Source organism: Natronorubrum halobium (assembly GCF_051351675.1).
Taxonomy (GTDB): Archaea; Halobacteriota; Halobacteria; order Halobacteriales; family Natrialbaceae; genus Natronorubrum.
In genome coordinates this window covers 858,490-884,093 of the sequence record NZ_CP195595.1, presented here as the reverse complement: position 1 = coordinate 884,093, position 25,604 = coordinate 858,490, and the positions used below count along the sequence as shown (strand labels likewise).

The following is a 25,604-nucleotide window of genomic DNA, read 5'->3' as shown; positions in this document are numbered from 1 at the left end:
TGTCCATCTTGGAGACAGCGCCGAGCGCGGTGTGAGAGCTAATTATCGGGCGACGGTCGCCTCGAGATAGCGCGTCACGGCCTCCATCGTCGCCTCGCTGAGTTCGGTCGTGTACGTCCAGTTTTCGACGCCCTCGAGGCCGTCGTGGCGGTGGAACTCGTCGTGATCGTGGCAGCCGGTGCCGTGGAATCGGGTGCCGCCGCCGATCTCGTCCGGGCCGGCGTAGGCCGTCGCCATCGGGGAGACGCGCATCGTCTCCTCGTCGACCCGCACCGCGGTCCCGAGGTCGTGATCGCAGCTCGAGCCGCCGACCGCCTCGACGACGTCGGTGTCGAGGAACGTGTGGAGGACCTCGTGGATCGCCATGTTCCGCGTGACCGCTCGCGAGTCCCAGAGCTCGGTCGCGCCGAGGTTCGCGACGGTCTGTGAGTCGCCGGTGTCGGCGGGCTGGCCCGTCACGTTGCCGGTCCACGCGTTCGGGGACAGCGTCCCGCCGTAGCCGACGCGATGATTGAGCGGGGCCCAGCACAGCAGGGCGTGACAGGTCGATCCCGTGAGGAGGTCGCGCTCGTCGAGTCGCGTCCGAAACCCGTCGAGCACCGTCTCGAGCGAGGGAACGACCGCCTCGGACGGGCGCGACAGCGTCGAGAGTGGGAGCCGAACGAGGTCGCCGCGTTCGACGGCCACCTCGATCCCCTCGAGTCGCGAGCGCTCGCGGGCGTAGGCGAGTACCTGCTCGAACGCGTCCTCGATGGCCGAAAACGCGTCCCGAAACGGCGGCGGCCAGTCGTCCCGAACTCCCTCGAACCCGTAGCGGACCCAGGCCCACAGCGGCACCGGCCGGGGATAGACGCGAATCCGGAGCCGTCCGTCGTCGCCGCTCGTGAATCCGCTCGACGTCTCGGTACGAACGCTCGAGACGGCGGCCGCCCCGCCGAGCGAGACCAGCAGCTCTCGGCGGGAAACGAATCGGCCGTCCCCGCTCGCGGACGGCTGCGTCTGCGGAGCGCGTGTCACGGTCGATCACCGGCGGGGGGAGCCACCATCGTCTACGAATCGCTACACCGGTCGGTGTTATGAGAGCGAGTCCTGCATTGTTCACCCGAATCGGGTACGAACGGCCTAGCAGCGCGTAGGGCGTCGATACGCGACGCGTCGAGGGAACGCCGTGACTCGTACCTTCGAGCCAAAATCGATCCGACTGCCGGCTACTCGAGAGAGAACGACTCGACGGTCGAGTACACCGGTCCCTCGTCGGTGAGCGTGCTCTCGGTCAGTCGAACCTCGTCGACGCGCATCTCGCCGATCGTCGGGTCGTGTTCGCGAACCAGATCTTGTACGAGGTCCTTTCCGCCCGCGTGTTCCATCCGCGCGAGCGTAACGTGAGGCGTGAACTCGTGAGACTCCGGCTCGAACCCCATCGCCGTCGTCCGTTCCTCGATGGCCTCGTGGAGTCGGGTCAGTTCCTCGCCACCCCGTTCGACGCCGAGCCAGACGACGCTGATGTAGTCGAGACTCGGGAACACGCCCAGCCCGCCGAATCGGGCGGTAACGGGGTCGACGTCGGCGTCGTCCACGGCGGCCTCGAGTTCGCGCTCGAGGGCCGGAAGCCGATCCTCGTCCACGTCATCAGAATCGCTTTGCGATTCTGATTGGCTCGAAAGAGCTCCGCTCTTTCGAACATCACCGAGGAACTTCATCGTGATGTGTGCCTGTTCGGGGTCGGTGAAATTGAGGCCGCTCGCGTCGGCGAACTCGGCCTGCAGGTCGGCCACCGGTTCCGCGAGGTCGTCGGGCAGGTCGACGCTGACGAAGAGGCGCATGGACGGATGGTAGACCGGGACGCTATTGAACGATGGGGCGGGAGACGGACCGCCGAACGGATTACTCGAGTTCGTCGACGTCCTCGAAGACGCGAAAGCCGATCACGCCCGCCAGTTCCGCGTCGCCGATGCCGATCGCGAGATGCTCCTCGTCGGGGTCCTCGATCGTCACCGTGTCGGCGCCGCTCGAGGTCCCCTCGAGGTCGTCGTCGAGTTCGACGCTGGCCGCGTACTCACCCGCGTCGGTCCAGATATCGTCGAACTGGGTCTGCGAATCGAGATCCTCGGTGACGTCGCGATCGTCGTCACCGTCCGTCGCCTCCAGATCGAACGTTCCCTCGAGCACGGTGTCGCCGTTCGGGTCGACGATGTCGACCGTTCCGCTGATCGGCTCCTCCGTCCCGTTGAGGACGATCACGTCGTCCAGAACGGCGTCACTGACGAGGTTCGTAAGCGTCGAACAGCCCGCCAGCGACACGATCCCGGCGATGCCGCCAGCGGCGACGAACGCGCGCCGGGAGTAGCTGGCCGTCTCTCGTCCATCCGCAGCGTCGGTAGCGGCGGGCGCGGGCGGAGACGTCGGTGGTTGTGAGGACATATAGATAGTCGATAACAAACGTCAACGTTGTAAATTTTCCCGTTTGCGGTGAGTGAAATCGAGTGACGGGGAGATCGAGCAGAACCCGATCACGGCAGGGTTCGAGCGGTGCGCACCCGGGCGAGGTCGCAGCCCTTAACAGTCGTCGCCGCCACATCTACGTCAATGACTGACCGAGAGGGCGACCGCGACCGCGATCACCGGTTCTCCGAGGGCGAGGGCTTCAGTGACGCCTACGACGAGTTCGATCTGGACCCGCCGGAGCTGGGCGTCGACCCCTCGAAGGTCGATCCCGTCGACTCGCGGGTCGTGACCGACACGCTCGATAAACACAACATCGGCAGCGACGACGTCGACGCGGACGAGTTGCTCGACGTCGGGCTGAACTACATGCAGATCAACCGCTACGAGCAGGCGACCGACGCCTTCGAGCGGGCCGCCCAGTTCGCCGACGACGACCGCACGACACAGGAGGCCTGGGTGAACAAGGGCGTCGCCCACGCCGAACTCGAGGAGTACGACGAGGCCATCGGCGCCCACCGCGAGGCGCTCCGGATCGACGAGGACAGCGAGCACGCCGCGACCGCCGAAACGAACCTCGCCTACGCGCTCTGGGAGTTCGGCGAGACGGCACAGGCCTTAGAACACGCCGAACGCGCCGTCGAGGTCGACGAGCGATTCGCCGAGGGCTGGTTCAACCGCGCCTTCTTCCTCTCGGAGCGCGGGCTGGCCGAGGAGGCGCTCCACTGTATCGACAACGCGATCCGACTGGGCCTTCGCAACGCCAAGGTGCTCGAGGAAAAGGCCGAAATCCTCGAGGATCTGGGCGAGTACGACGAGGCCGAGGAGATCGCCGAGGAGGCCAACGAGATGCTCGAGCGCGCCGAACAGGAGATGGTCGACGAACGCAGGGAGACCCAGGGCCACACGCCCGATTCGGCGGGCGTTCCGGACGGGCGACCGGGGCAGCAGGGTCGCAAAGACGGAGCCGACATCACCGATCCCGGCCGCGCGTCCGAGCGAGACGACGAGGAGTGGCGGCTCGAGTAACGAATGATCGTCAACGAACGGAAGACGCCGGAAGGGTTGTTGGTCGCCGTCTGCGACGAGGACGTCCTCGGTGAGACCTTCGAGACCGACGACATCTCGCTGACCGTCACCGAAGAGTTCTACGGCGGCGACGGGGTCGACGAGGCCGTCGTCGTCGACAGCCTCGCCCGAGCGGACGTCGCCAACATCGTGGGCCGAGAGGCCGTCGAACTCGCCATCGAGGAGGGGTTCGTCGACGAGGCGAACGTCCTCGAGGTCGGATCGACGCTGCACGCACAGTTGCTGCGGATGTAGCCGCCGGCCGAAACGGGCTACAGGTCCGTCTTCCGGAACCGATAGTAACCGATCGCGACGGGCACGACCAGCCAGCACAGCAGGGCGACGGCGCCGAACCAGTCCTGCAGGTAGAACGGCGCGTCACCCGGGTACCGTTCGGCCGGCGTCATCCCGGCCGCCTGGAAGTCCTCGAGTCCGTACTGGAACATGAAGGGGAAGACCTCCCCCTCGACGACGTTGCCCACCAGCGTGGTGTAGGTGGTGATCGGGTTGAACTGGTCGACGAACAGATACCACGTCTCGGCTTCGACCGGCGGCCCCTCGCCGTAGATGAGGTAGTACGGGCCGGCCGTGACGAGTTCCCACAGCGCGAGGACGAGCATGTAGATCCCGACGACGATCGCCATCGACTTGCCCCGCGTGGAGACGCCGGCGGAGACGCCGACGGCCAGGCCGGCGAACGAAACGCCGAACAGTATCGAGATGGCACCGAACGCGAGCCAGTCGACGAACGGGACCGAACCGAACAGCACCGCGCCTAGGACGAGGGCGACGAGAAACGCGAGGGAGACGGCCGTCGCGACGACGGCCATCCGTCCGAGCAGTTTCCCGAAGACGACGTCGGTCCGGTTGGGCGGCAAGCCGAGCAGGAGTTTGATGCTGCCCGAACGGCGCTCCCCGACGACGGCCATGTAGCCGACGATGAGCGCGGCGATCGGGATGATCGTCTGGAGCGGGAGCGCGATGAAGCCGAGCACCTCACCCGCCGTGACGTCGTCGACCGTGTACCAGATCGCGACGTAGCCGACGGTGACGAGGCCGACGAGTAGGCCGATCAGCGCCCAGAGCAGCTTCGAGCGGCCGGCATCTTCGAAGTCCTTTCTCGCGACGGTCGCGATGTGCGAGGTCATTCGGCCACCTCCGGTTTCGCGGCCGCGGGACGCGTCGTTTCGTCGGTGGTTCGACCCTCGCTTTCGCCGCCGCCGTTCGTCAGTGTCGTGAACAGCGACTCGAGCGAGACGTCCTCGATCCGCATATCCCGAACCGTCGTCCCCGCCTGATCGAGCGCGATCACGGCGCCCGCCTTCGCCGCCGGATCGGTGATCGAGCACTCGAGCGTGCGGCCGGACGCGGTGACGTCGGCGATCCCGCTGACGGCGCCGACGGCCTCACGGTAGTCGCCGGCAGCGTCGGCGAGCGTCAGTTCCAACGTCCCGCCGTCGCCGACCGACTCCCGAAGCCCCTCGATGGTGTCGACGGCGACGAGTTCCCCCTCGTTCAACACGCCGATCCGGTCACAGACGGCCTCGACGTGTTCCAGGATGTGACTCGAGAAGAAGACGGTCGTCCCCCGTTCGGCCTCCGAACGGACGAGGTCCTGCATCTCGCGGATGCCGTGGGGATCGAGGCCGCTCGAGGGTTCGTCCATGATGAGCAGATCGGGATCGCCCACCAGCGCCATCCCGGTCGCGAGTCGCTGGCGCATCCCCTTGGAGTAGTCGCCGGCCGGCCGCGCGGCGTCGTCGGCCGAGAGCCCCACTCGCTCGAGGACGGCATCGGGATCGTCGGCGGCGTCCTTGGTTTCGATCGCGAACTCGATGTGCCGGCGGCCCGAGAGGCGCGGATAGATGTCGAACCCCTCCGGGAGGACGCCGACGCGGGGACTGATCGCGTCGGCCTCGGTCTGGGCGTCGTAGCCGAGCACCGTCGCCGACCCCGCGCTCGGGCGAGTGAAATCGAGCAACATGTTGATCGTCGTCGACTTGCCCGCGCCGTTCGGCCCGAGAAATCCGAACACCTCTCCGTTCTCGATCGTGAGATCGAGTTCGTCGACGGCGGTAAGCTCACCGTACGTCTTCGTCAGCCCTACCGTTTCGATCGCAGCCATTTTGTTGGAGGTCACACAGAACGAGTATATAATTGACGGGGCAGTTTCAGAGTCCGAATATTCGACGCCACGGGACGACGCTACCGGATCAGTCATCCCCGTCGCCGGTCTCGGGGTACCAAAATGGTTTGGAGATACCGATATGTCGGTCGCCAAGGAACACAGTTACTGGCGGGGCACCGATAGTGGACGAGGCGATCACATCGCCCTGCCGAGGCACCCACCCACCAACCCGTCCGTCCTGCTCCCCCCTCGCGTTTTCGTCGGCACCTCCGTTCGTCTATCGATTCCGTACTCGCTTCGTATATCCCGCTATCCGCCGGTCCCATCTCCGGCGTCGAACGGGCTAGATCGGACGCGCCAGGGTCGTACGGTCCGGGTTCAAACCGCACGAACGCCCGCAGACCGAAGGAGTGTTTTGTCTGGGGTTCGTGCTAGTATTCAATGAGTCAACAGAATCTCGAGGCGCTCGACATCGAGGCCATCCGCGAGGAGTTTCCCATCCTCGAGCGGGAGTTCGACGACCAGCAGGTCGTCTATCTCGACAACGCGGCGACGACCCAGACCCCCGACGCGGTCGTCGACGCGATGAGCGACTACTACCGCGAGTCCAACTCCAACGTCCACCGGGGGATCCACCACCTCAGTCAGGAGGCCTCGATCCTCTACGAGGAGGCCCACGACCGCGTCGCGGAGTTCATCAACGCTGACGGCCGCGAGGAGGTCATCTTCACCAAGAACACGACCGAAGGGGAGAACCTGATCGCCTACTCCTGGGGGCTGAACGAACTCGGACCCGGCGACAGGGTCGTCCTCACGGAGATGGAACACCACGCCTCGCTGGTCACCTGGCAACAGATCGCCCACCGGACGGGCGCCGACGTCGAGTACATCCGCGTCGACGACACCGGCCGTCTCGACATGGATCACGCCCGCGAACTGATCGACGACGACGCCGCCATCGTCTCCGCCGTCCACGTCTCGAACACCCTGGGAACGGTCAACCCCGTCTCCGAACTGACCGACCTCGCCCACGAGCACGGCGCCCTCTCCTTCATCGACGGCGCTCAGGCCGTCCCCAACCGCCCCGTCGACGTCGGAGAGATCGACGCCGACTTCTACGCCTTCTCGGGGCACAAGATGGCCGGCCCGACCGGTATCGGCGTCCTCTACGGGAAGCAGGAGTTGCTCGAGGAGCTACAGCCCTACCTCTACGGCGGCGGCATGATCCGCAAGGTCACCTTCGAGGACTCGACCTGGGGCGACCTCCCCTGGAAGTTCGAACCCGGCACGCCGCCCATCGCCGAAGCCGTCGGGCTCCACGCGGCGGTGGACTGGCTCGAGAACATCGGCATGGAACGAATTCGGGTCCACGAGGAGGAGCTCGCCGCCTACGCCTACGACCAACTCGAGGCGGAAGGCGACGTCGAGATCTACGGTCCCGAGGGCGGCCCCGACCGCGGCGGCCTCGTCAGCTTCAACATCGACGGCGTTCACGCCCACGACCTCGCCTCGATTATGAACGACCACACGGTCGCAGTCCGAGCCGGCGACCACTGTACGCAGCCGCTGCACGACAAGTTGGGCGTGCCGGCGTCGACTCGAGCGTCGTTCTACGTCTACAATACGCGGGAGGAGGTCGACAAGTTGGTCGCTGCCCTCGACGATGCGCGTCAGCTGTTCGCGTGAGCGAACACTGATAGCGAGAAGAGGGCCTCGACGATGTTTTCGCGAGTGAGCGAGCGAAAGCCGGCGACACGCAGAGCGTCTCGCCAGGTACCAGCTGTTCGCGTAGGCGAACGCGTCGAACACACTCGGCGATGAACGGAGTCGAACTATCCGTCCATACGTATCATTATATGGCAACGAGATTGATGGTCTGTAATGGGGAAATTATCACTCGGCGACATCTATCACGGCTCGAACGAGCAGGCGAGCGCGCTGCAGGAACTGCTGTACGCCATCGTACTGACACCGATACTGCTACTGCCGCCGTCCGCTCGAGAAATCGTCTCGGTCGAAGCGATAGCGGTCGCCGTCGGTACCGGAGTGATCTCCGGCGTTACGGTGACGCTCCTGCTAGAGGGAGCCCAGATCGGATCGAACCGTAGCGACGGAACCATGACGATCGTCGCTCTCGCGAGCATCGCCGTCGGTACTGCGCTCGTGTGGTTGGTATTCCCGAGAGAACACCTCTCGACGTTCACTCAATTCAGCGTCGTCTTTATGTGGAGCGTTGCACTCACATCCGTGGCTCGGCACATCGTCCGGCCGGCAGTAGTCGGGTCGGCGAACGCTCGAGACTGAGCGACTGTTGGCTAACGAGAGACCTGAGCGACTGTTGGCTAACGAGAGACCTGAGCGACTGTTCGGCGGAGATTGCGTCGAGAGCGGCGGTCAGCGGAGATCGAAGCCGCCTCGTCAGTATCACACTCGAGGACGATCACGTTCACACCTGGAATCTCTATCGCGAACGGCCACACGTGGCTCCGCCGAAGCTATTAGTCCCGTTACATCGTGGAGACGGGTATGAGCGGCGCGACACTCACGCTCCGACGGGCCGACGAGCGCGAACGCTCGTACGTCGAAACCCTGCTGGAAGCGAACGGTTTGCCCTCGGCGGACGTTCGGACCGGACCCGCGCAGTTCTACATCGGCTACGACGGAGACGAACGGGTCAGTGTCGGGGGACTCGAACGCTACGGAACCGACGGGCTCCTCCGGTCGGTCGTCGTCGAGCAGTCGGCGCGCGGGAACGGGTTCGGAACGGCGCTCTGCGACGCGCTGGAACGGCGAACTCGAGCCGACGGCGTCGAGACGCTGTACCTGCTCACGACGACCGCCGCCGACTTCTTCGCGGACCGCGGCTATGCGGAACTCGAGCGGACCGACGCGCCGGCCGCGATACGAGAGACTGCCGAGTTCGACGCCCTCTGTCCCGCGTCAGCCACGTGTATGCGAAAACACCTCTCGGACCAGTGCTGACGAAATCGATAGAAGGCGTGCGGTCCCGGTCGACGAGCCGAACCGCTCGAGTAGTCGCCGAGGCGGCGCGTGTTCACTCCGAATCTATAGTAGCCACTGAAAGTCAATGCACACCTGATCGCACGACGGCTGTGCGATCAGTGTGTGAATCGTTTCAGTTGTTACTATAGCGGCTGGAGGCGGCCACGCAACCGCTCGAGATCTGTACGTTTATCCCCGCGTCGTCGAAACACGAGCGGCATGCTCGAGACAGTCCGAAGCCGCGCCCGCCCGTACTTCGAGGACGCTCCGCCGGCCCACGACTGGCACCACGTTCAGCGGGTCGAGACGCTCGCGGAGACGCTGGTCGACCGCCACCCGCAGTCGGCGTCGATCGACGGCCGCGTCGTGAGCCTCGCCGTCCTCCTCCACGATATCGGCCGCCAGCGAGAAGATCGGGGCGAGATCGACGACCACGCGACCTGGGGGGCACGGGAAGCGGGTCGGATTCTCGAGGAGATCGGTGCGGGCGCGGAGACGACTGAGCGCGTCCAGCACTGCGTTCGCGCCCACCGGTACTCGAACGCGATCGAACCCGAGACGCTCGAGGCGAAACTCGTCTCCGACGCGGACAACCTCGACGCACTCGGTGCGCTCGGGATCGCTCGCGTGTTCGCCTACGGCGGCGAGGTCGGATCGCCGATTTACGATCCCGAGGCGCCGATCGCCGACGACGAGACGCCCGACGGCAGGACCCAGTACAACCATCTCCACAAGAAGATTCTCGACCTCCCCGAGCGCATGTACACCACCGTCGGTAGCCGGATCGCCGACGAGCGCGCGGCGTTCGTTCGCGAGTACGTCGCGCAGTTCGACGCGGAACTCGGCGGCGAGCGATAAGGGACGGCGATCAGGAGCGAAACTGGCTCGAAACCCCAGCGACTCCCGCTCATGTCCGAACCGACGACCAGAAACAACAAACTCACCGCGGGTTTTTTCTGACCGCCGGTCGTACTAGGCGGCGCCGAGGTGAGAACGATGTACGAGAAAACGATCGGCCGTCCCGAACGGGACCCGTTCGAGACCCTGATCGGTGTTCTCGCCGCGGCCAACCGGTACGATCTCCTGCTGGGAAGTATCCCGGTTGCGTTCGCGGTTGCACTGGTCGTAGCGACCATCTCGAGCGTGTCGCTCGTAGAGGCGATGCTCGTCGCCGCGTTCGTCGGCGTGGTCGTGATCGTCGATGCCTGCTACCGGAACCCGCCGATCGATCAGGGCTCGACGTAGCGGCACCGACCACCAACCGTTCGATACGCGTCAATCGCGTGGACTCGCCCCTCCTCGCGACCGCCCGTTACGGGAAAACCGCACGCGATCCGGACGAGAGCGTATTTTTGCCGCCTCGAGTCCCGTTAGCCGCGTTTGCCAGCAACGGCGTACGCAGCCCCGGAACCCTTTTACAACTCTCGCGTCTATTCGGACACAACAATGGGACTGGGCTCGGATATGTACAGACAGCAGATCCTCGACCACTACAAGAACCCCCGTAACTACGGGGAACTCGAGGATCCGACGTTCACACACATCGGGGAGAACCCGATGTGCGGTGACGAGATCCGGATGGACGTCAAGCTCGGTGACGACGAAGAGACGATCGAACGAGTGGCGTTCTCCGGCGACGGCTGTGCGATCAGTCAGGCCTCCGCGAGCATGCTCTCGAAGGAACTACACGGGAAATCCCTCAAGGAACTGATCGAGATGGACCGCGACGACGTGATCGACATGCTCGGCGTCGATATCTCGCCGATGCGAGTCAAGTGTGCGGTCCTCGCGGAGAAAGTCGCACAGGACGGCGCGGAGATCTATCAGGGCGAACTCGACGTCGAGAAGACGACGACCGAGGACTGAGGACGCGGTCCCGAGCGTCGGCGTTCGGTCGGACGCGGCGTTTGTACCGTACTCGACACGGACAGCGATGCGGTTTCCGCTCCGTTCGGACGCCGATCCGTGTCGCGACGATTGTTGCCGGTCGACGACGACTGATCACCCCCAGATGCATCCGTAGCCTGTCAGTATTTCGAATTCTCCAACGAGTTACGAATCACAGGTAGCTATTTACTACCACACGCCGTACGGATTTCGATGATTGTCCACTCACTGTCCGAAGACCGACCTGCGTCCCCCTCCGTTACCGAAACGATCGTCGACGCCGTGAGCGAGGCCGAGGACTGTGATCCGCTGACGCTCCCGCCGCTGTGGGACGTAATCGATCCCGAGGCGTTAGACGACCTGTTCGCACCGACGCGAGGGGGCCACCCGCGGGCCGGCCGCGCCACCTTCGTCTACGCGGGATACAAGGTCACCGTCGAGGTTTCGACCGAAGCGACGGTCGCCGTCTCGCTCGAAACGGCAGAAAAGACATCCGAGTTCTAAGCGACGTACTGCGTTATTCGGGTTTCAGACCGCCGTCCTGGACGCGCATAACACCTTCGCCGTCGGCGAGGTTCGGTGCGTCGACCAGTCGGACGATCCGCTTGTCGCCCTTGGACTTGCGGAGGTAGATTCGGAACGTGGACTTGTGGCCGAGGATGTTCCCACCGATCGGCTGGGTCGGGTCGCCGAAGAACGAGTCGGGGTTCGAGGCAACCTGGTTCGTGACGATCACAGCGGCGTTGTAGAGGTTACCGACCTTGTCGAGGTCGTGCAGGTGCTTGTTGAGTTTCTGCTGTCGGTCCGCGAGTTGGCCACGACCGACGTACTCCGCGCGGAAGTGTGCGGTCAGGGAGTCGACCGCCAGCAGGCGGACGGGGTACTCCGAATCCTCGTGCTCGCTGGCCAGTTCCTTGGCCTTCTCGGCCAGCAGCATCTGGTGGTTGGAGTTGAACGCCTTCGCGACGTGGATCTTGTCGAGAATGTCGTCGATGAGTTCGTCGACGGCGCCCTCGTCGGCGGCCGAGCCTTCGATCTCTCGGTCCTCGAGCGTCGCGTTGATCACGTCGTCCGGCAGTCCGCGGACCATGTCGTCGATCCGCTCGGGTCGGAACGTGTCCTCGGAGTCCACGAAGATCGCGCTGCCGTGGAGACCGCCGACCTCCTTGGGAAGCTGGACGTTGACGGACATCTGGTGGGTGACCTGGGACTTCCCGGAGCCGAACTCACCGTATACTTCGGTGATCGACTGGGTTTCGATGCCGCCACCGAGCAGGTCGTCGACCTCGTCGATGTGCCAGCTCAGTTTGCCGATTTCGTTTCGTCGTTCCAGGACGGTAGTCCCGGTCTCGAAGCCACCGATGTCGGCTGCGTCACGAGCGGCGCGAACGATGTCCGCGGCCGTGGACTCGCCGACGTCGGCCGTGTTCGAGAGTTCGGAGGGTGATGCGACGGCGAGGCTCTGGAAGGACTCGAATCCAGCTTCGCTGAGCTTGTCTGCGGTTGCCGGTCCGACGCCGGGGAGCGTCTCGAGATCTGCTTCTGGCATACTCCGTGCTTGTGCCGGACCCCTCATAAACCCTCGTTAACAGGAGAGTGAAAGTGAAAGTGCCGGGCGGCATCGGGATGGGAAGCTATCACGGCAACAGAGTTATCCGAAAAGGCGAACTGGATGGGGGGAAGCCGGACGGACGGAAGAGAGTCGAACGACTCGAGCGAGAGAGTGTCCGGCCGCGATCACGGCATCCGTTCGTCGGGGTCCCACTCGAGGCAGTAGAGCCGATCGCCGCCGCCGACGAACAGCCGGTTCCCGGCGAGTGCGGGCGTGCTCGTGACCGCGCCCTCGAGGCCGAAGTGCCAGCAGAGGTTGCAGTCGTCGCCGAGGTCGACGCCGTACAGCGAGCCGGTCGAGTCGCCGACGCAGCAGATTTCGCCGGCGACGACGGGACTCGAGCGGACCGCGCCGTCGAGCGCGACGCCTTTCTTCGCGAAGAGCCAGCCGCGGAGTTTGCGCCGACCGAAGGTCGTGTCGGTGACGTGGAGGTAGCCGTCCGACGCGCCGACGAACGTCGAGTCGGTTTCGGGAAGCACCGTCGGGGACGACGTAAACGAGTCCCGAATCTGGTAGGTGAACCACGACTGGCCGCTGTCGGCGTGCAACGCGACGAGCGTGCCGCTCTCGTCGGCGACGTACACTCGCTCGTCGACGACCGTCGGCCCGTCGACGATCGCGCCGTCGGTCGGCGCGTTCCAGAGCACCTCGCCCGTTTCGGCCTCGAGCGCGAGCACCGTCTCGTCGGCGGTGCCGACGTAGACGCGGTCCTGGTCGTGGGGCTGTGCGTCGTCCTCCATGCGCGCGTCCTCGAGCGACAACAGATCCGGTTCCGCCGCTTCGTTCGAGTGTCGTCCCCAGCCCCGCTGACCGTCTCGGTCCTGCGCGCTGTCGATCGCCGGTGCGCCGACGACCGCCGCGTCGGTCTCGTGGGTCCAGACGACCTCGCCGGACTCGACCTCGAGCGCCGACACGCCCGCGGCGTGCCCGGCGTACAGATAATCGTCGGCGAGCGCCAGCGACGACTCGAGCGCGCCCGGCAGTTCCGACGTCCAGACCCGTTCGCCGGTCGCGGGATCGAGCGCGTAAACGGCGTCGCCGGCGCCGAGATACAGCAACTCGCGGGTGACGACCGGCGCGGCGTCGGTCGCCGCCGTCGTCTCGAACGTCCAGCGTTCGCGGCCGCTCTCGCGCTCGAGGGCGTAGCAGTTCCCGTGACTCGTCCCGACGAAGACGGTGTCGCGGTCGAGTACCGGCGATCCGACCGGGCCGACGAGGTCGACCGCCCAGGCCTCGGTCACGCGATTCGGTCCCTCGAGGTCGCGTCGAAGCCCGGAGCGTCGCGGGTCTCCCTTGAACTGGTTCCAGTGGCTCACTGGCTGGCTCTACCGAGCGGTCCGACATAATGGATGCGACAGCGATCGACGGGCAGGGTGTACGCGAGGACTCGAGGAGCGACTCCTCCGGCTGGATCGAGCGGGATTGGACCGTCTGTGCACTGCCCGGCCCTGTCGGCGTGCTGCTCGGCGTTCTATCGTCGCTCGGACCGAGCCACGGCTGAGCGGTCGTAAAAGGCGCGGCAGGAAATGGGGCAACAACTGGTGTATGGCGCAGTTGGTGATGATGTGGCGGTAGGTTCCTGCCGTATATCGACGGACGGGTGGAAGGCTAATATCGGTGGTGCCAACAGTATTTGGTATCGAAGCTCGCGCCGCTCGTCGGCTCCGATCGAACGAACCCGCTCGTCTCACTCCCACGGGTGCGTTCCGCCCGAACTCGGCCACAGCGGGTACCAGTACTCCTTCTCGCGTTCGATCTCGAGTTCGCCGTCGAGCGACGCCTCGAGTTTGAACTCCACGCTCGAGTCGCGTTCCCGTCCGGAGCGAGGCGCGAACGGGTAGAACCGGCCGCGGCGGAAGGAGTAGATCCAGTAGGCGGGGCCGTCACGGTTCTCGTACCCGAAAATCGCCGCCAGCAGCCGCGAGCCGTAGTCGTGTTCGATGAACGTGTCCGCGGCGAAGTGCATGCTCGTGATCAGGTCCTCGGGATTGGAGTCCTCGAGGACGACCCAGTGGTAGCCGTGGTCGTCGCTGGTGACCGCGAACTCGGTGCCGGTGTCCTCGCGGCCGGCCTCGAGGATCGCTTCGACCTCGTCGACGGCGTCGCGAAAGCTACTCGAGTCGACGCCGGAGAAACAGAGCGCACCGACGTCGAGCGAGTCGTAGCCGAGGTCGGCTTCCATCGTGAGGTAGGCGGTGCTCATCCCGAAGAGGTCGTCGGGGTCGGCGTCGCGTCTGGCGTCGGCCTCGGCGCGCAATCCGAGGACGGCGCGAAGTCCGTCCAGCAGTCCCATGCTCATCTAAAGCGTCCAATTCCTTAGAAGGATTCTGGTTGACCGCAGCGTCCGGGGTTCGACCCGTATCGTTAGTTGATTCCCCACCGCGTCTCGTACGGATACCGTTCGGCCCGATACAGTCCGACGTGGAGCACGACGGCCGTGGCGATCAATCCGAGGTTCACCGGCGTCGAGTCGTACGCGACGATATTGAGGATTACATCGCCGTGATACAGCGGCCAGAACGGGGCGATCGCCGCGTCCGGCGCGGCGGAGAGCAGATCGACTACGATGTGACTGAGGCCGCCGGCCCAGAACGCGGCCGTCGTGAACAGGAACGTCGTTGACCGCGTGATCGAGTCGCTGTGAATCAGCCGTGCGGCGTTCAGGCTCGGGGTCAACAGGTACGCGGCGACGATGCCGAAGACGACGCCCACGACCAGTACGAACGGGACCGTGTGCGTGATGCCGTGGTGCTGGAGCAACGGATGTGTGGAGTACTCCTGGAGATAGATATCGACGTCGGGGAGCGTTGCCGTCGCCTGCGTCAGCGCGGCGAACGTGACCGAGGGACGGCGACCCCACAGGAACCAGGCCGGCACTGCGAACAACAACGCCGTCGCGACGTGTCCAATCGGTTCGACCATATCGGCTGCCCCCCATCGAGCCACATAAGTAATCGCCCGAATGCCCTCGAGCGAGGGGGCGGATAGATCGATCGGGCGAGTCTCCGCTCACTCCCCGGTCCGTTCCTCGCCGAGCGCTCGGCGGCGAAGCCACTCGAGCGAGGGGGCGACGCTCGAGGCGAAGACGCTCCCGACCGTGAGTGCTGCACCGGTAGCCAAGATCAACCGTCGTTGCCAATCGGACATATCGCACGGTACGCGCCCATCTCGTGTCCCTACCCGTTAGGTAACGCCGTTTGTGGTAGTTGAAATCGTCAGTACCGATCGGCCGAACGAGAACCGGACGACCCCGGCTTGACGTACTCGATCGGGATCCGCTCGAGAGTGGTCTAGAACGCGGCCATCTCGCGCTCGAGTTCGCGCAGCTGCTCGATCCGTCGCTCCGTCGGCGGGTGCGTGCTAAACAGTCGGCCGACGATGCCGGACTTGATCGGGATGATGAAGAACGCGTTCATCTCGGCCTCCTCGCGCATATCCTCTTTCGGGACCTTGTCCATCTGGCCGGAGATTTTCATGAGCGCGGAGGCGAGCGCGGAGGGGTTGCCGGTGATAGCGGCCGCCCCGCGGTCGGCCGAGTACTCGCGGTAGCGCGAGAGCGCGCGAATGAGGATGTAGCTGATGATCCAGACGAGCAGGGAGACGAGGATGGCGACCAGAATTCCGCCGCCACCGCGGCCGCGACTCTGCCCGCCGCCGAAGAAGGCCCCCCAGCGGACCACCATAAACGCGATCGTCGCGAGCAGCGAGGCGAACGTCATCACCATCATATCCCGGTTCTTCACGTGGGCGAGTTCGTGCGCGATGACGCCGTCGAGTTCGTCCTGATCGAGCGTTCGCATGAGCCCCGTCGTCACCGCGACGGCGGCGTTCTTCTGGTTGCGCCCGGTCGCGAAGGCGTTGGGCACGTTCGAGTCCATCACCGCGACTTTCGGTTTCGGGAGGTCGGCCTGCTGGGAGAGGCGTTCGATCGACGCGTGCAGTTGCGGGTACTCGTCAGCCGAGACCGTCTTCGCACCCATACTTCGGAGGGTGAGCGTATCGCTGAAGTAGTACTGGCCCAGCGACATCCCGCCGAACAGGAACGCGAAGACGAGTAGTCCCCCGCCCATGTACGCAGTGATCACTCCTGCGAAGACGATGTACAGTGCGAAGAGCAGGAACATCGTCAGGAACATTCGGAACCGCAATCCCCAGTCAGCCTGCCAGTTCATACGTGGAACGAAGGGGTCCGCACGAATAAGTGTCACCAACGCAACCGACGGAGGCAGATAATTAATGTTACATTTCCGAACGGAGTCCCGACCCCTTCGTTTCGCATGGAAACCTCGAGACGCCGCCACGTCTGACGCGCCGGGATCCGGTCGACGTCTGACTCGCGTCTGACGGGGTTCTCGAACGGCGACGAAGGCGACACCCCTCCGTTTCGCGTAGAATATGCAACCAGTCGGAGCGGGAATTCGTCGGCGACGCGTACCGGGGTCGGCGACGCCGGTTTCGGTCGCTGACGCCGACAGTTGTCACTGTGCAAACGGTTGCAGCCGTCAGTTCGCGGACGGGGACGGTATTATCCACTCGATAGCTAATGACTCGAGTGTCCGACGACCGAACACATGGTCGAATACGACAGACGACGAGTCCTGCAGTACACCGGACTCGCGATCGCAGGTGGAGCGCTCACGACTGGCGTCGCGGCCGCTCAGGACGACGAATCGGCGCCGGTCGGAGAAGCCGACGGCTGGTCGTCGCTGGGCGGAAACCCGGGGAACAACCCGGTCGCCTCGAGCGGGCCGGAGCCACCGGTCACCGTCGCGTGGGAGTACGACCGCGGTGGCCCGGCCGCGGTCGCCGACGGTACCGTCTATCTGACGACCGGCGGCGAGGTCCACGCGCTTGACGCCGACGACGGGACGCTCGCGTGGCAGACACACGATATCGGCGCGATAGGGACGCCCGCGGTGACGGACGAGGCGGTGTACGTCGGCGGCGAACGGCTGACGCGGATCGAACTCGACGGCGAGATCTGTTGTCAGGCCGACCTCGGCTACGACGAGGCGATCCCCTCGCCCGTCGTCGCGGAGGGGCTCGTCTTCACCGTCGCGGGCGGGGTCCTCTACGCCGTCGACGCTCGCGAGTACGAGATCCGGTGGCAGTTCGACCCCGCCGACGGGACGCTGTACGAACAGCCGGTCGCGGTCGGCGACGGCGCGGTGTTCGCCGTCAGCGAGTCGCGGCTGTTCGCGCGCGAACTCGAGGACGGAACCGAGCGCTGGACCGACGACGACCCGACGGGCGACGACGAGTACAGTCACTTCACGGCGCCCAACGACAGGCAGGTTAGCCATCCCGTCGCGACCGACGACGTCGTCGCCGTCGGGAGCGTGGACTCGGAACCGGGGGCGGTGTGGGAGAGCGGCTACACGACACTCTACGACGCGGAAACCGGCGTGAAACGCACGAGAAGCGAACCGGCACCGGTCACGCCCGGATCGATCACCGACGAGCGGTTCTTCGCCCGGACGATGCACGATCTGCGGGGATTCGATCGGGAGACCGGTGAGAGAGACTGGGAAACGGAGTACAACATGTATCACGTCTCGTCCGCGGTCGTCAGCGACAAGTTGGTCTACGCGGGCGTCACGGTCAACGGGGAGGCCTACGCGGAGGAGATGCCCGAACCGGCGACCGGCGTCTACGCCTTCGACGAGAACGGCGAAACCGAGTGGGCGATCGAAACCGACGAGCGACCGACCCTCGCGATGGCCGACGGGACGCTCTACGCCAGCGGCGAGACGCTGATCGCGATCCGATCCGAAACGGACGGGTCCGAAGACGGGTCGGACGACGACGGCGACGAGGACCCCGCAGACGACGGCGAGTCGGGCGACGACGGCGGAGAGTCGGGAGATGGGGGCGGAGAGTCCGGTGATGACGGCGAGACGGGAGGCGACGAGTCGCCGGACGGCGCCGACGGGAACGGCGGAGACGGCGGAAACGAAACGGACGGCTCCGACGACGGAAGCGGTGCGGACGGGTCGGACGGCGGGAACGGAACGGACGACCCGTCCGAGGGGAGCGCGGACGGTCCCGAAGACGCGGCCGACGGACCGAACGGCGAACCCGACGGTGACGAGGGAGACGACGGCGAGGACGGGACGCCCGGATTCACCGCGGGGGCCGGGATCGCCGGCGGTGCGCTCACGCTCGAGTGGCTCCGACGCCGGGGCGGAGACGAGGACGCGTAGCGAGCGGAACCGAGAGCGCGTCGTTTAACTCCGTCAGCCCCCAATCGGGAACAATGAGTGAGTCGCGCGCGTTCTGTCCCCGCTGTGGGGATCCGGTACCCGAGCGGTCGGCGAGCGACGCGGACGGCGAGACCGAAGCCGCGGATCCGCTTCGGCCGGGTGCGGAGGTAGAGCTCTGTGACGCCTGTTACTTCGACGATTTCGACTTCGTGGACGTGCCGGAACGGATCGACGTTCGCGTCTGCGCCACCTGCGGTGCCGTCCACCGCGGGAACCGATGGGTAGACGTCGGCGCACAGGATTACACCGACGTCGCCATCGAGGAGGTCAGCGAGGCGCTCGCCGTCCACGTCGACGTCGAGGACGTCGCCTGGCAGGTCGAACCCGAGCAGATCGACCCGAACACGATCCGGATGCACTGTTACTTCACGGGCGTCGTGCGCGGAACCCCGGTCGAGGAGCAGGTGACGGTCCCGGTCAGAATCGCCCGCCAGACGTGTACTCGCTGCGGGCGCATCGCCGGCGACTACTACGCCAGCATCGTCCAGATTCGCGCCGAGGAGCGAACGCCGACGACCGAGGAGATCGAGCGAGCGAAGGCGATCGCGAATCAGATCGTCGCCGACATGGAGTCGACGGGCGACCGCAACGCCTTCGTCACGGAGACGACCGAGACCGACGACGGCCTGAACATCAAGGTCTCGACCAACAAGATCGGGAAGAAGGTCTCGAACAAGATGATCGAGGAGTTCGGCGGCACCGTCAACGACGCCGAAACGCTCGTCACCGAGGACTCCGACGGCAACGAGGTGTATCGGGTGACCTTCGCCGTCCGACTGCCGCCGTACAGACCCGGCGAGGTCATCGATCTCGTCGACGACGACGGCGGCCCGGTGATCGTCCGCAGCGCTCGAGGCAACCTCAAGGGCATCCGTGCGACGACCGGCGAGCGCTACGAAGCGGGCTACGAGGAGGGCAACTCCCCCGACGCGCGCAGACTCGGTGCCCTCGAGGACGCCGTCGAAGCCACGGTCGTCACCGTCGAGGACGAGAACGCCGTGCAGGTGCTCGACCCCGAGACCTATCAGGCGAAGACCGTCTCCCGACCGGACTACTTCGATCCCGACGCGGAGACCGTGCCCGTGCTGAAGAGTCGCGCCGGACTGCACATCCTTCCCGACGACGATGAGTGACGAGGAAGCGCCGGCGGAGCCGACACCCGAAGACGTCCTCGAGCGGGCGCGAGCCGACGCACCCCTCGCCGCCGTCGTCGAAAAATCACGCACCGAAACCGCCATCGAGTCGCTTCGGGCGGAGGGCGTCTACGACGACTCGAGGCGCGTTCGAGAAGAGCGAGGGCGAAGCGGAACGAAGCCCTCGAATAGAACGGTGGGTGAAACGACCCGTGAGCGCGAGGACGGGCCCAACACGGTCGCACTCCCCGTTACCGAGCCGCCGGCGGAGACCAGCGTGCTCGAGGTCGTCCGCCAACTCGAGCCCGAGCGCCGGAATCCGGACCTCGAGGACCTGCTCGCCGACCGCGGCTGGAGCGACGCGGAGCTCGAGTCGGTGCCGGGCTCGTGGGCCGTGATCGGGTCGGTGATTCTCGTGACGGTTCCTGAGGGGTGTCCCGACGAGGAAGCCCTCGGCGAGGCGCTGCTCGAACTCCACGGCGAGGCGGGCAGCGTGCTGGCCGACGAGGGTATCGCGAACGACGGCGAAGCGGGCACCCACCGCGAACCGCGGACGCGCCTGCTGGCGGGCGAAGCGGATACCGAGACGATCCACACCGAGCACGGGACCCGGTACGGACTCGATCCCGCGAGGGTGATGTTCTCGCCGGGAAATCAGGCCGAGCGCGCCCGAATGGGTGCTCTAGATCTCGACGACGAGCGCGTCTTCGACATGTTCGCCGGCATCGGCTACTTCACGCTCCCGATGGCCCGCGCCGGGGCGCGGGTGACGGCGACGGAGATCAACCCGACCGCCTTTCGGTACCTGCTTGAGAACGCCGTGTTGAACGACGTCGGCGACCGAGTCGACGCCTACATGACCGACTGTCGGGACCTCGCGGGCGAGATCGACGCCGATCGGGTCGTGATGGGGTACTACGGGAGTTCCGACGCGGCAGTCACTGAGACGGATGGCGACGACCACGGCACGCGAACCGGCGAGGCGCACGAGTTCCTCCCGACCGCCCTCGAGGCACTGGTCCCCGGCGGCGTCGTCCACTACCACGAAGCGACGCCTGAGGCGCGGCTCTGGGACCGCCCGATAGAACGACTCGAGGCCGCCGGTGAAGCGTCCTGTCGAGAGCTCGAAGTACTCGAGAAACGGCGCGTCAAGAGTCACAGCGCCGGCGTCGATCACGTCGTCGTCGACGCGCGGTTCGAATAGCGCCGCTTTCGTACGCGTTTCGCACGCAGGCGGCGAGGCGTCTCGGTCGCCAACCGTCGGAATCGAACGGTCGTGACATTCATGCGCTCGCAGTGTGTCACGTCAGGTATGGACAAGAACCAGTTCATCGCGCTCGGCTTCGCGTTCCTCATGATCACCTCGATGATCGCGTGGGGCGCACTCGCCGCGCTCTGAGTGCATCGCGTTCGTCTCTCACCCGCTCGAGAAAACGCTCGGCGTCAGGAGTGCGATTCGACGTAAAATCAGTTCTCGAGCGATGGACTTTCTAGCCGTCCGTATCCCAGACGTCGGCCAGCGGACTCGAGGAAGAAGAGGAGCGACCCGACCGTCGCGAACGCGACCGGGTTCGGGTGCGTTCGTCCGCCCTCGACGTATCGTTCGAACTCGTTCCCGACGTCCCGTTACGACCGCCGACAGCGCCATCGGTGTCGGCGAGCGCCGCCCGCGGCTGGAACTCCGGTAAATCGGGTTCCGACAGCCGATCGACCTGTTCTTCGAACCAGTCGGGCATGTCCGTGCGTGCGCGTTCGAACAGATCGAGGAGACTCGAGTCCGCCAGGTACGTCGCCCCGTAGTCGTCGGGTGCGCGGACGACCCGTCCACAGCCCTGGATGACGGTTCGCAACGCGGTGCGGTAGTACCAGGCCCACTGGCCCTCCTCGAGTCGGTGGGCGACGCGAGAGTCGCCCGTGTTGAGGAACGGCGCCTTACAGAGGACCTGCCAGCGACAGAGATCGCCCTTGAGGTCGAGCGCCTCCTCCATCTTCACCGAGAGGAAGACGTCGGGGTCGTCGCTCGCTTTCCAGCCGTCCAGGGCGGCGTCGCGACCGTCGCGGTCGTGGGTCCGGACGCGGTCGCCGACGCCGAAATCGTCGAACAGGTCGGCGAGTCGCTCCTGAATGTCGTAGGAGTGGGCGTGGACCAGACCCTTCTCGTCGGGGTGGTGTTGCATGAGCCGAACGATCGTCCGGGCGATCTTCGGCGTCGTCTCCGATCGGTGCTCGTAGGTCATCTTCCCCTGCGTGACGTCGTACAGCGGCCGGTTTTCGACCGGGAACGTGTGTTCGACGTCGACCAGTGCGACGTTGTCGGGGGTCAGCCCGACCTGCCGGCAGAAGGCCTCCTTGTTGAGGATCGTCGCCGACAGCAGCGCGAACTTATTGCCGCGGTCCCAGACGGTGTGTTTGAGGTACTTCTCCGGGCTCATCGGCTTGATCGTGAGGGGACCGCCCGCGGGGTCGTCGTCATCGTCGCGGCTCTCGACGCGAGCGCTCGAGGGCTCGGACTGATCGACTAACCACGTCGTCGGACTCTCCGGGTCGCGGTAGTCCGAGACGAACCAGTCGAGTTCGCCGATGAGTTCCTGGAGGCGGTCGCGCTCGCGCACTTCGGCCGGCGACAGGGAGTCCTGGGCGAGCAGGTCGTCCTTCCGGCGGCCGCAGATCTGTGCGAGGTTCTCCGCGTAGCGCACGGCGCGGTCGAGGGAGTCGACCTCGGGGACGCGGAGGTCGTCCCAGAACGGAACGGTCCGCGGTCCCAGTTGGATAGTCGCGTACATCTCGGCCCACTGGGCGAGGCCGTGGGCTTCGTCGACGACCACGACGTCTCGCGCGCGAAACACCTCGCTACCGGCCGTTTGCATGAAGTAGGCGAGCGTCATCGCCGCGATTTCCCGGTTGGAGGCGATCGCTCGGTCGGAGAAGTACGGACAGCGGTGTTTGACGGAGCAGTCGTACCCCCGTTCGCGAACGCAGGGCGCCTGATTGACCGGCGTGTTTCGTTCGTCGGGAAGGATGCAGCTGTAGTTGGACTTCCCGCGAATGACGTTCAGGTCCGACAACAGGTCGTCGGCCGCGACGTCGTCTAGCTGCGAGACCTGCGGCGTCGTGTAGTAGGCGCCCGTCGCGTCGCTGGGATCGCCGTCGTCGATCCGGCGAGCGCAGCCGGCGACGGCCCGCGCGAGCAGGGACTTCCCGCTGCCCGTCGGCGCGCGCACCAACACGACGTCGTTGCCGGCCGCGAACGCGTCGCGAATGTCTCGGAGGGCTTGCTCCTGGGCCCCGCGGTAGCTCGGCGCGGGAAACTCCTCGAAGATCCGCTCGGGATTCACCGTTCGACTCACGGGGCGGCCGCGTCCTAAAGGCTGCGAACCGTCGCTCGCGATGAGATCCCGAACGCGCGAGTCGTCTCTCGAGCCGCCGGATCCACGACCGTCGTTTTCGACCGTTTCGTTGCGAAACCGTGTGTCATCACCGCTCGAACGGACGACGGTCTCACAGAGCGGTTCGCCGGTAGCTGAAACCGGGCTTTGACCTACCTCAAGACACATATCCCGACCGGTCGATATCCGGTCGTGAAACGACGCACGCTCCTCGCCGCGGTCGGTTCGGGGACGGTCGTATCGACCGGCTGTCTCGGTAGCAGCGACGAAATCGCTGCCGACGACCCGCGCGACGATGCCGACGCTCCGCGTGCTGAGGCCGCCGACGGAAACCCGGACACGACCTGTGGCGCCGAAGAGACGTACGAGACGTGTGGCCGGTTGCTCATCTCGTACGGCTCGTTCCCCAGCCCCGTACAGTGTGAGATCGACGCCGCACTCGAGGCGGACGGCTACACCGCGACCGGTCGATTCCTGCTCGAGGACGCGATGGACGCCGAGCACGCCTACGTTCGCCGGGACGACGCGACGTACGAACCGAGCGTCTCCGAGTCCGACGAGACCGACGAACGGACGCTCTCCCTGGTCGAACGGGAACGACTCACTCGGCGACGCGTCCACGAGCTGCGAGTCGAAAACGCGACGGACGACCGGCGGACGATCGCGATCACCGTCGACCGCGCTGCCGACGGCGAGACCGTGGTCGACGAGACGCTCGCGCTCGATGCCGGCGAGCGCGAGACGGTCGCCGTTTCGGACGTTCTGGGACGCTACGAGTGTACGGTATCGGACGACCGCGGGCGCGAGGAGACCATCGACTCGCGGCTGGGCGAGTACTTCCAGTTCGACGGACTCGTCGTCGGTGACGAGTTCTCGTTACTCGAGTCGACGGCCGACGTCGCTCCCTGTTTTTGGGAGTCGTAACGCGACTGTAGCCCTCGTCTACCGGGCCGGATGCGGTCACAGCGACTGAATAGTATAGGGTTCGAAACCGAAGATACGTCCGGACTAGAGTCGATCGATCGAGGGTAGTCGCCCGATTACAAATACGAATTCGGCCGTTGGATCCGGATACGGAGGGGGCGATCAGCGGTCGCGCACCGTGCTGTCGATGGCTCGCAGCACGGTCGCTTCGTACTCGAACCCCACCCCTTCCGTTTGCGCCGGTCGTTGGCGCAGTGGTCGTGGCTCACGCAACAGGTGCGGTCGGTTGGCGAACGGCTCCGTCCGCGGGGCTACTGCGTCGCGCTCGTATCACGTACCAGGGCCATCCGACCGCGGACTCCACACGATTTTTTGGCCGCGAAAGGAGCCGAGGGACAGAACGACTAGGCCGCCCCGAGCCGCGAGGTTTCCTCGTCGACCTGCTCGAGTCGGGCGACGTCCTCGGCGGTCGGATCGTCGGGTACCGCCTCGATACAGGGATAACAGAGCAGGTGCTCCGTTCCGTCCGCGAGTTCCAGCGTCATCGCGGTCCCGTCGCTGCCGTCACCGAACGTCCAGATGTTGGCGATGCCGCCGGTAACCGTGACCGTTCGGCCGCAGCCGTCACAGGAGTCCCGTGCCATACGCGATACTGGGTCCGTGCGGTGAAAGTCGTTCCCCCGCACCGGTCCCGTCCCGGGAGGCAGTATATACGTCCCGACGGAGTATCGGTGCCCATGGAGGTGAACTGCGAGGGCTGTGCGGGCTGTTGTCTGAACTGGCGACCGTTTCACGACGACGAGACGGAGGAGACGGCACGCCGACGCGCACGGCTCGATGCCGACGCCGACGCTGCAGCGACTCGAGCCCCGTTCGACGACGACACGAACTTCGTCGCGCTGACCCGAGACGAAGTCCGGGGCTTTCTCGAGGCGGGGATGGCACCCGCGCTCACGCCGCGGTTCTGGCGCGCTCGAGACGAGGAAGAGGGCGTCGAGATCGACGGCCGCAGCGTCGCCGCCGTCGCCGGCCGACCGGTCTTCTTCGTCGGCCTTCGAAAACCGCCGAAGCCGGTCGCTCCCTTCGATCGCGAGGACCCCACGTGGCTCCCGGCCTGCGTCTTCCTCGACCCCGCGACGCTGCAGTGTCGCATCCACGGCGACGAGCACTTCCCCGACGAGTGCGGCGCCTATCCCGCACACAACCTCGCGCTCGAGCAGGAGACCGAGTGCGAGCGCGTCGAAGCCGCCTTCGGGGGACGGCGCCTGCTCGAGGACGACGTGCCCGAGGACCTCGACGGATTGCTGCTCGGCACGCAGGCCCTCGGCGCGAAGCTCTTCGCCCATCCCCGACCCGAGGCTCTCGAGGGCGTGGTCGATCGGACGGCCGCCGGAGAACTGACGAGCGAGGATCGCGCGGAGTGTCTCGCCGTCGCCGCGGCCTCGAGTCCCGGCACGCTCGTGACCTCCGACTATCACTACGAGTGGGGGAAGGAACGGGCGCTCGAGGCGGCAGGTGTCAGCAGCGATTCGGCCGACGAGCGCGACGACGAGCGGCGCGGTTCGGCGGACGGATCAACCGCGACCCGAAGCGAATCGTGGGTCGGTCCGGCGATCCGAGAGTGGTATCAGCGACGGCGGGCCGCAGAGGAGACGGTTCCCTCGCCGGCGGTCGCTACCGACGTCGAGGAGGGTCGCGGAGCACCGGAAACGCCGGGCTGGGACGCCATCGAATGACGCCGAGGAGTCAGCGTCTCGG

Annotated in this window: 28 protein-coding genes; 15 read left to right on the top strand and 13 right to left on the bottom strand. The window is 65.8% G+C overall.

Annotated elements, in window-relative coordinates; all coding sequences use genetic code 11:
- Positions 1-42: 42 nt before the first annotated feature.
- The 3 genes from ACSFC7_RS04315 to ACSFC7_RS04305 all read right to left on the bottom strand — a co-directional run bounded on the left by ACSFC7_RS04315 (position 43) and on the right by ACSFC7_RS04305 (position 2,421).
- Positions 43-1,017: a hypothetical protein gene (locus ACSFC7_RS04315; RefSeq protein WP_436346527.1), complete on the bottom strand. Its 975-nt coding sequence runs from the start codon at positions 1,015-1,017 to the stop codon at positions 43-45.
- Between the two features lie 191 nt (positions 1,018-1,208).
- Entirely contained in the window at positions 1,209-1,823 is a 615-nt protein-coding gene (thpR, locus tag ACSFC7_RS04310; RefSeq protein WP_436346526.1) for an RNA 2',3'-cyclic phosphodiesterase, read from the bottom strand.
- 61 nt (positions 1,824-1,884) lie between these two features.
- Positions 1,885-2,421, bottom strand: a complete 537-nt coding sequence (locus ACSFC7_RS04305; RefSeq protein ID WP_436346525.1) for a hypothetical protein — start codon at positions 2,419-2,421, stop codon at positions 1,885-1,887.
- A gap of 165 nt (positions 2,422-2,586) precedes the next feature.
- On the opposite strand from ACSFC7_RS04305, the gene ACSFC7_RS04300 reads away from it, so the two are divergent.
- Entirely contained in the window at positions 2,587-3,471 is an 885-nt protein-coding gene (locus ACSFC7_RS04300) for a tetratricopeptide repeat protein (RefSeq protein WP_436346524.1), read from the top strand.
- Between the two features lie 3 nt (positions 3,472-3,474).
- Positions 3,475-3,765: a DUF424 domain-containing protein gene (locus ACSFC7_RS04295; protein ID WP_436346523.1), complete on the top strand. Its 291-nt coding sequence runs from the start codon at positions 3,475-3,477 to the stop codon at positions 3,763-3,765.
- 17 nt (positions 3,766-3,782) lie between these two features.
- Here the strand turns inward: ACSFC7_RS04295 and ACSFC7_RS04290 are convergent, their stop codons facing one another.
- Both ACSFC7_RS04290 and ACSFC7_RS04285 read right to left on the bottom strand, forming a co-directional pair.
- Positions 3,783-4,658, bottom strand: coding sequence for an ABC transporter permease subunit (locus tag ACSFC7_RS04290; protein ID WP_436346522.1), 876 nt, complete (start codon positions 4,656-4,658; stop codon positions 3,783-3,785).
- Positions 4,655-5,635 (bottom strand): ABC transporter ATP-binding protein, encoded by a 981-nt coding sequence (locus tag ACSFC7_RS04285; protein ID WP_436346521.1) that lies wholly within the window; start codon positions 5,633-5,635, stop codon positions 4,655-4,657. The genes ACSFC7_RS04290 and ACSFC7_RS04285 overlap by 4 nt, the downstream gene beginning before the upstream one ends.
- A 444-nt stretch (positions 5,636-6,079) precedes the next feature.
- Here ACSFC7_RS04285 and ACSFC7_RS04280 point away from each other — a divergent pair, with 444 nt between their 5' ends.
- The 7 genes from ACSFC7_RS04280 (at position 6,080) to ACSFC7_RS04250 (ending at position 11,032) form a co-directional block, all read left to right on the top strand.
- Complete coding sequence (locus tag ACSFC7_RS04280) at positions 6,080-7,324, top strand: aminotransferase class V-fold PLP-dependent enzyme (RefSeq protein ID WP_436346520.1); 1,245 nt, start codon at positions 6,080-6,082, stop codon at positions 7,322-7,324.
- Between the two features lie 195 nt (positions 7,325-7,519).
- Complete coding sequence (locus tag ACSFC7_RS04275; protein WP_436346519.1) at positions 7,520-7,942, top strand: hypothetical protein; 423 nt, start codon at positions 7,520-7,522, stop codon at positions 7,940-7,942.
- Between the two features lie 222 nt (positions 7,943-8,164).
- Positions 8,165-8,620 carry an arsenic resistance N-acetyltransferase ArsN2 gene (gene arsN2, locus ACSFC7_RS04270; RefSeq protein WP_436346518.1) on the top strand — a complete coding sequence of 152 codons (456 nt, stop codon included), beginning with the start codon at positions 8,165-8,167 and terminating at the stop codon, positions 8,618-8,620.
- Between the two features lie 240 nt (positions 8,621-8,860).
- Positions 8,861-9,499, top strand: a complete 639-nt coding sequence (locus ACSFC7_RS04265) for an HD domain-containing protein (protein WP_436346517.1) — start codon at positions 8,861-8,863, stop codon at positions 9,497-9,499.
- Positions 9,500-9,637: 138 nt separating this feature from the next.
- Complete coding sequence (locus ACSFC7_RS04260; RefSeq protein WP_436346516.1) at positions 9,638-9,886, top strand: hypothetical protein; 249 nt, start codon at positions 9,638-9,640, stop codon at positions 9,884-9,886.
- Positions 9,887-10,087: 201 nt separating this feature from the next.
- Entirely contained in the window at positions 10,088-10,507 is a 420-nt protein-coding gene (sufU, locus tag ACSFC7_RS04255) for a Fe-S cluster assembly sulfur transfer protein SufU (protein ID WP_436346515.1), read from the top strand.
- Positions 10,508-10,741: 234 nt separating this feature from the next.
- Positions 10,742-11,032, top strand: a complete 291-nt coding sequence (locus tag ACSFC7_RS04250; protein WP_436346514.1) for a HalOD1 output domain-containing protein — start codon at positions 10,742-10,744, stop codon at positions 11,030-11,032.
- Between the two features lie 13 nt (positions 11,033-11,045).
- On the opposite strand, the gene radA is transcribed toward ACSFC7_RS04250, so the two are convergent.
- Positions 11,046-12,077, bottom strand: a complete 1,032-nt coding sequence (gene radA / locus ACSFC7_RS04245; RefSeq protein WP_436346513.1) for a DNA repair and recombination protein RadA — start codon at positions 12,075-12,077, stop codon at positions 11,046-11,048.
- A gap of 188 nt (positions 12,078-12,265) precedes the next feature.
- Positions 12,266-13,456 carry an outer membrane protein assembly factor BamB family protein gene (locus tag ACSFC7_RS04240; RefSeq protein ID WP_436346512.1) on the bottom strand — a complete coding sequence of 397 codons (1,191 nt, stop codon included), beginning with the start codon at positions 13,454-13,456 and terminating at the stop codon, positions 12,266-12,268.
- Between the two features lie 29 nt (positions 13,457-13,485).
- On the opposite strand from ACSFC7_RS04240, the gene ACSFC7_RS04235 reads away from it, so the two are divergent.
- Entirely contained in the window at positions 13,486-13,641 is a 156-nt protein-coding gene (locus ACSFC7_RS04235; protein ID WP_436346511.1) for a hypothetical protein, read from the top strand.
- Between the two features lie 186 nt (positions 13,642-13,827).
- Here the strand turns inward: ACSFC7_RS04235 and pspAB are convergent, their stop codons facing one another.
- The 4 genes from pspAB to htpX form a co-directional block, all read right to left on the bottom strand.
- On the bottom strand, positions 13,828-14,433 hold the full coding sequence (gene pspAB, locus ACSFC7_RS04230; protein ID WP_436347906.1) for a PspA-associated protein PspAB: 606 nt from the start codon (positions 14,431-14,433) through the stop codon (positions 13,828-13,830).
- Between the two features lie 71 nt (positions 14,434-14,504).
- The gene (locus ACSFC7_RS04225) at positions 14,505-15,062 is read right to left on the bottom strand and encodes a metal-dependent hydrolase (protein WP_436346510.1); all 558 of its coding nucleotides are present in this window, start codon (positions 15,060-15,062) and stop codon (positions 14,505-14,507) included.
- An 87-nt stretch (positions 15,063-15,149) separates the two neighbouring features.
- Positions 15,150-15,287, bottom strand: coding sequence for a hypothetical protein (locus ACSFC7_RS04220; protein ID WP_436346509.1), 138 nt, complete (start codon positions 15,285-15,287; stop codon positions 15,150-15,152).
- A gap of 143 nt (positions 15,288-15,430) precedes the next feature.
- Positions 15,431-16,312 (bottom strand): zinc metalloprotease HtpX, encoded by an 882-nt coding sequence (htpX, locus tag ACSFC7_RS04215; protein ID WP_436346508.1) that lies wholly within the window; start codon positions 16,310-16,312, stop codon positions 15,431-15,433.
- A 399-nt stretch (positions 16,313-16,711) separates the two neighbouring features.
- Between htpX and ACSFC7_RS04210 the strand changes: the two genes are divergently transcribed.
- Genes ACSFC7_RS04210 through ACSFC7_RS04200 form a run of 3 tightly spaced genes read left to right on the top strand, consistent with a single transcriptional unit; the run spans position 16,712 to position 20,740 of the window.
- Entirely contained in the window at positions 16,712-18,343 is a 1,632-nt protein-coding gene (locus ACSFC7_RS04210) for an outer membrane protein assembly factor BamB family protein (RefSeq protein ID WP_436346507.1), read from the top strand.
- A 53-nt stretch (positions 18,344-18,396) separates the two neighbouring features.
- On the top strand, positions 18,397-19,536 hold the full coding sequence (locus tag ACSFC7_RS04205; RefSeq protein ID WP_436346506.1) for a 60S ribosomal export protein NMD3: 1,140 nt from the start codon (positions 18,397-18,399) through the stop codon (positions 19,534-19,536).
- On the top strand, positions 19,529-20,740 hold the full coding sequence (locus tag ACSFC7_RS04200; RefSeq protein WP_436346505.1) for a class I SAM-dependent methyltransferase: 1,212 nt from the start codon (positions 19,529-19,531) through the stop codon (positions 20,738-20,740). Before ACSFC7_RS04205 ends, ACSFC7_RS04200 begins: the two co-directional genes overlap by 8 nt.
- Positions 20,741-21,026: 286 nt before the next feature.
- On the opposite strand, the gene ACSFC7_RS04195 is transcribed toward ACSFC7_RS04200, so the two are convergent.
- Positions 21,027-22,871: a helicase C-terminal domain-containing protein gene (locus ACSFC7_RS04195; RefSeq protein ID WP_436347905.1), complete on the bottom strand. Its 1,845-nt coding sequence runs from the start codon at positions 22,869-22,871 to the stop codon at positions 21,027-21,029.
- A gap of 243 nt (positions 22,872-23,114) precedes the next feature.
- Here ACSFC7_RS04195 and ACSFC7_RS04190 point away from each other — a divergent pair, with 243 nt between their 5' ends.
- Positions 23,115-23,846 carry a hypothetical protein gene (locus tag ACSFC7_RS04190; protein WP_436346504.1) on the top strand — a complete coding sequence of 244 codons (732 nt, stop codon included), beginning with the start codon at positions 23,115-23,117 and terminating at the stop codon, positions 23,844-23,846.
- 404 nt (positions 23,847-24,250) lie between these two features.
- On the opposite strand, the gene ACSFC7_RS04185 is transcribed toward ACSFC7_RS04190, so the two are convergent.
- Positions 24,251-24,490, bottom strand: a complete 240-nt coding sequence (locus tag ACSFC7_RS04185) for a DUF7561 family protein (protein ID WP_436346503.1) — start codon at positions 24,488-24,490, stop codon at positions 24,251-24,253.
- 93 nt (positions 24,491-24,583) lie between these two features.
- Here ACSFC7_RS04185 and ACSFC7_RS04180 point away from each other — a divergent pair, with 93 nt between their 5' ends.
- Positions 24,584-25,582: a YkgJ family cysteine cluster protein gene (locus tag ACSFC7_RS04180; protein WP_436346502.1), complete on the top strand. Its 999-nt coding sequence runs from the start codon at positions 24,584-24,586 to the stop codon at positions 25,580-25,582.
- Positions 25,583-25,604: the final 22 nt, after the last annotated feature.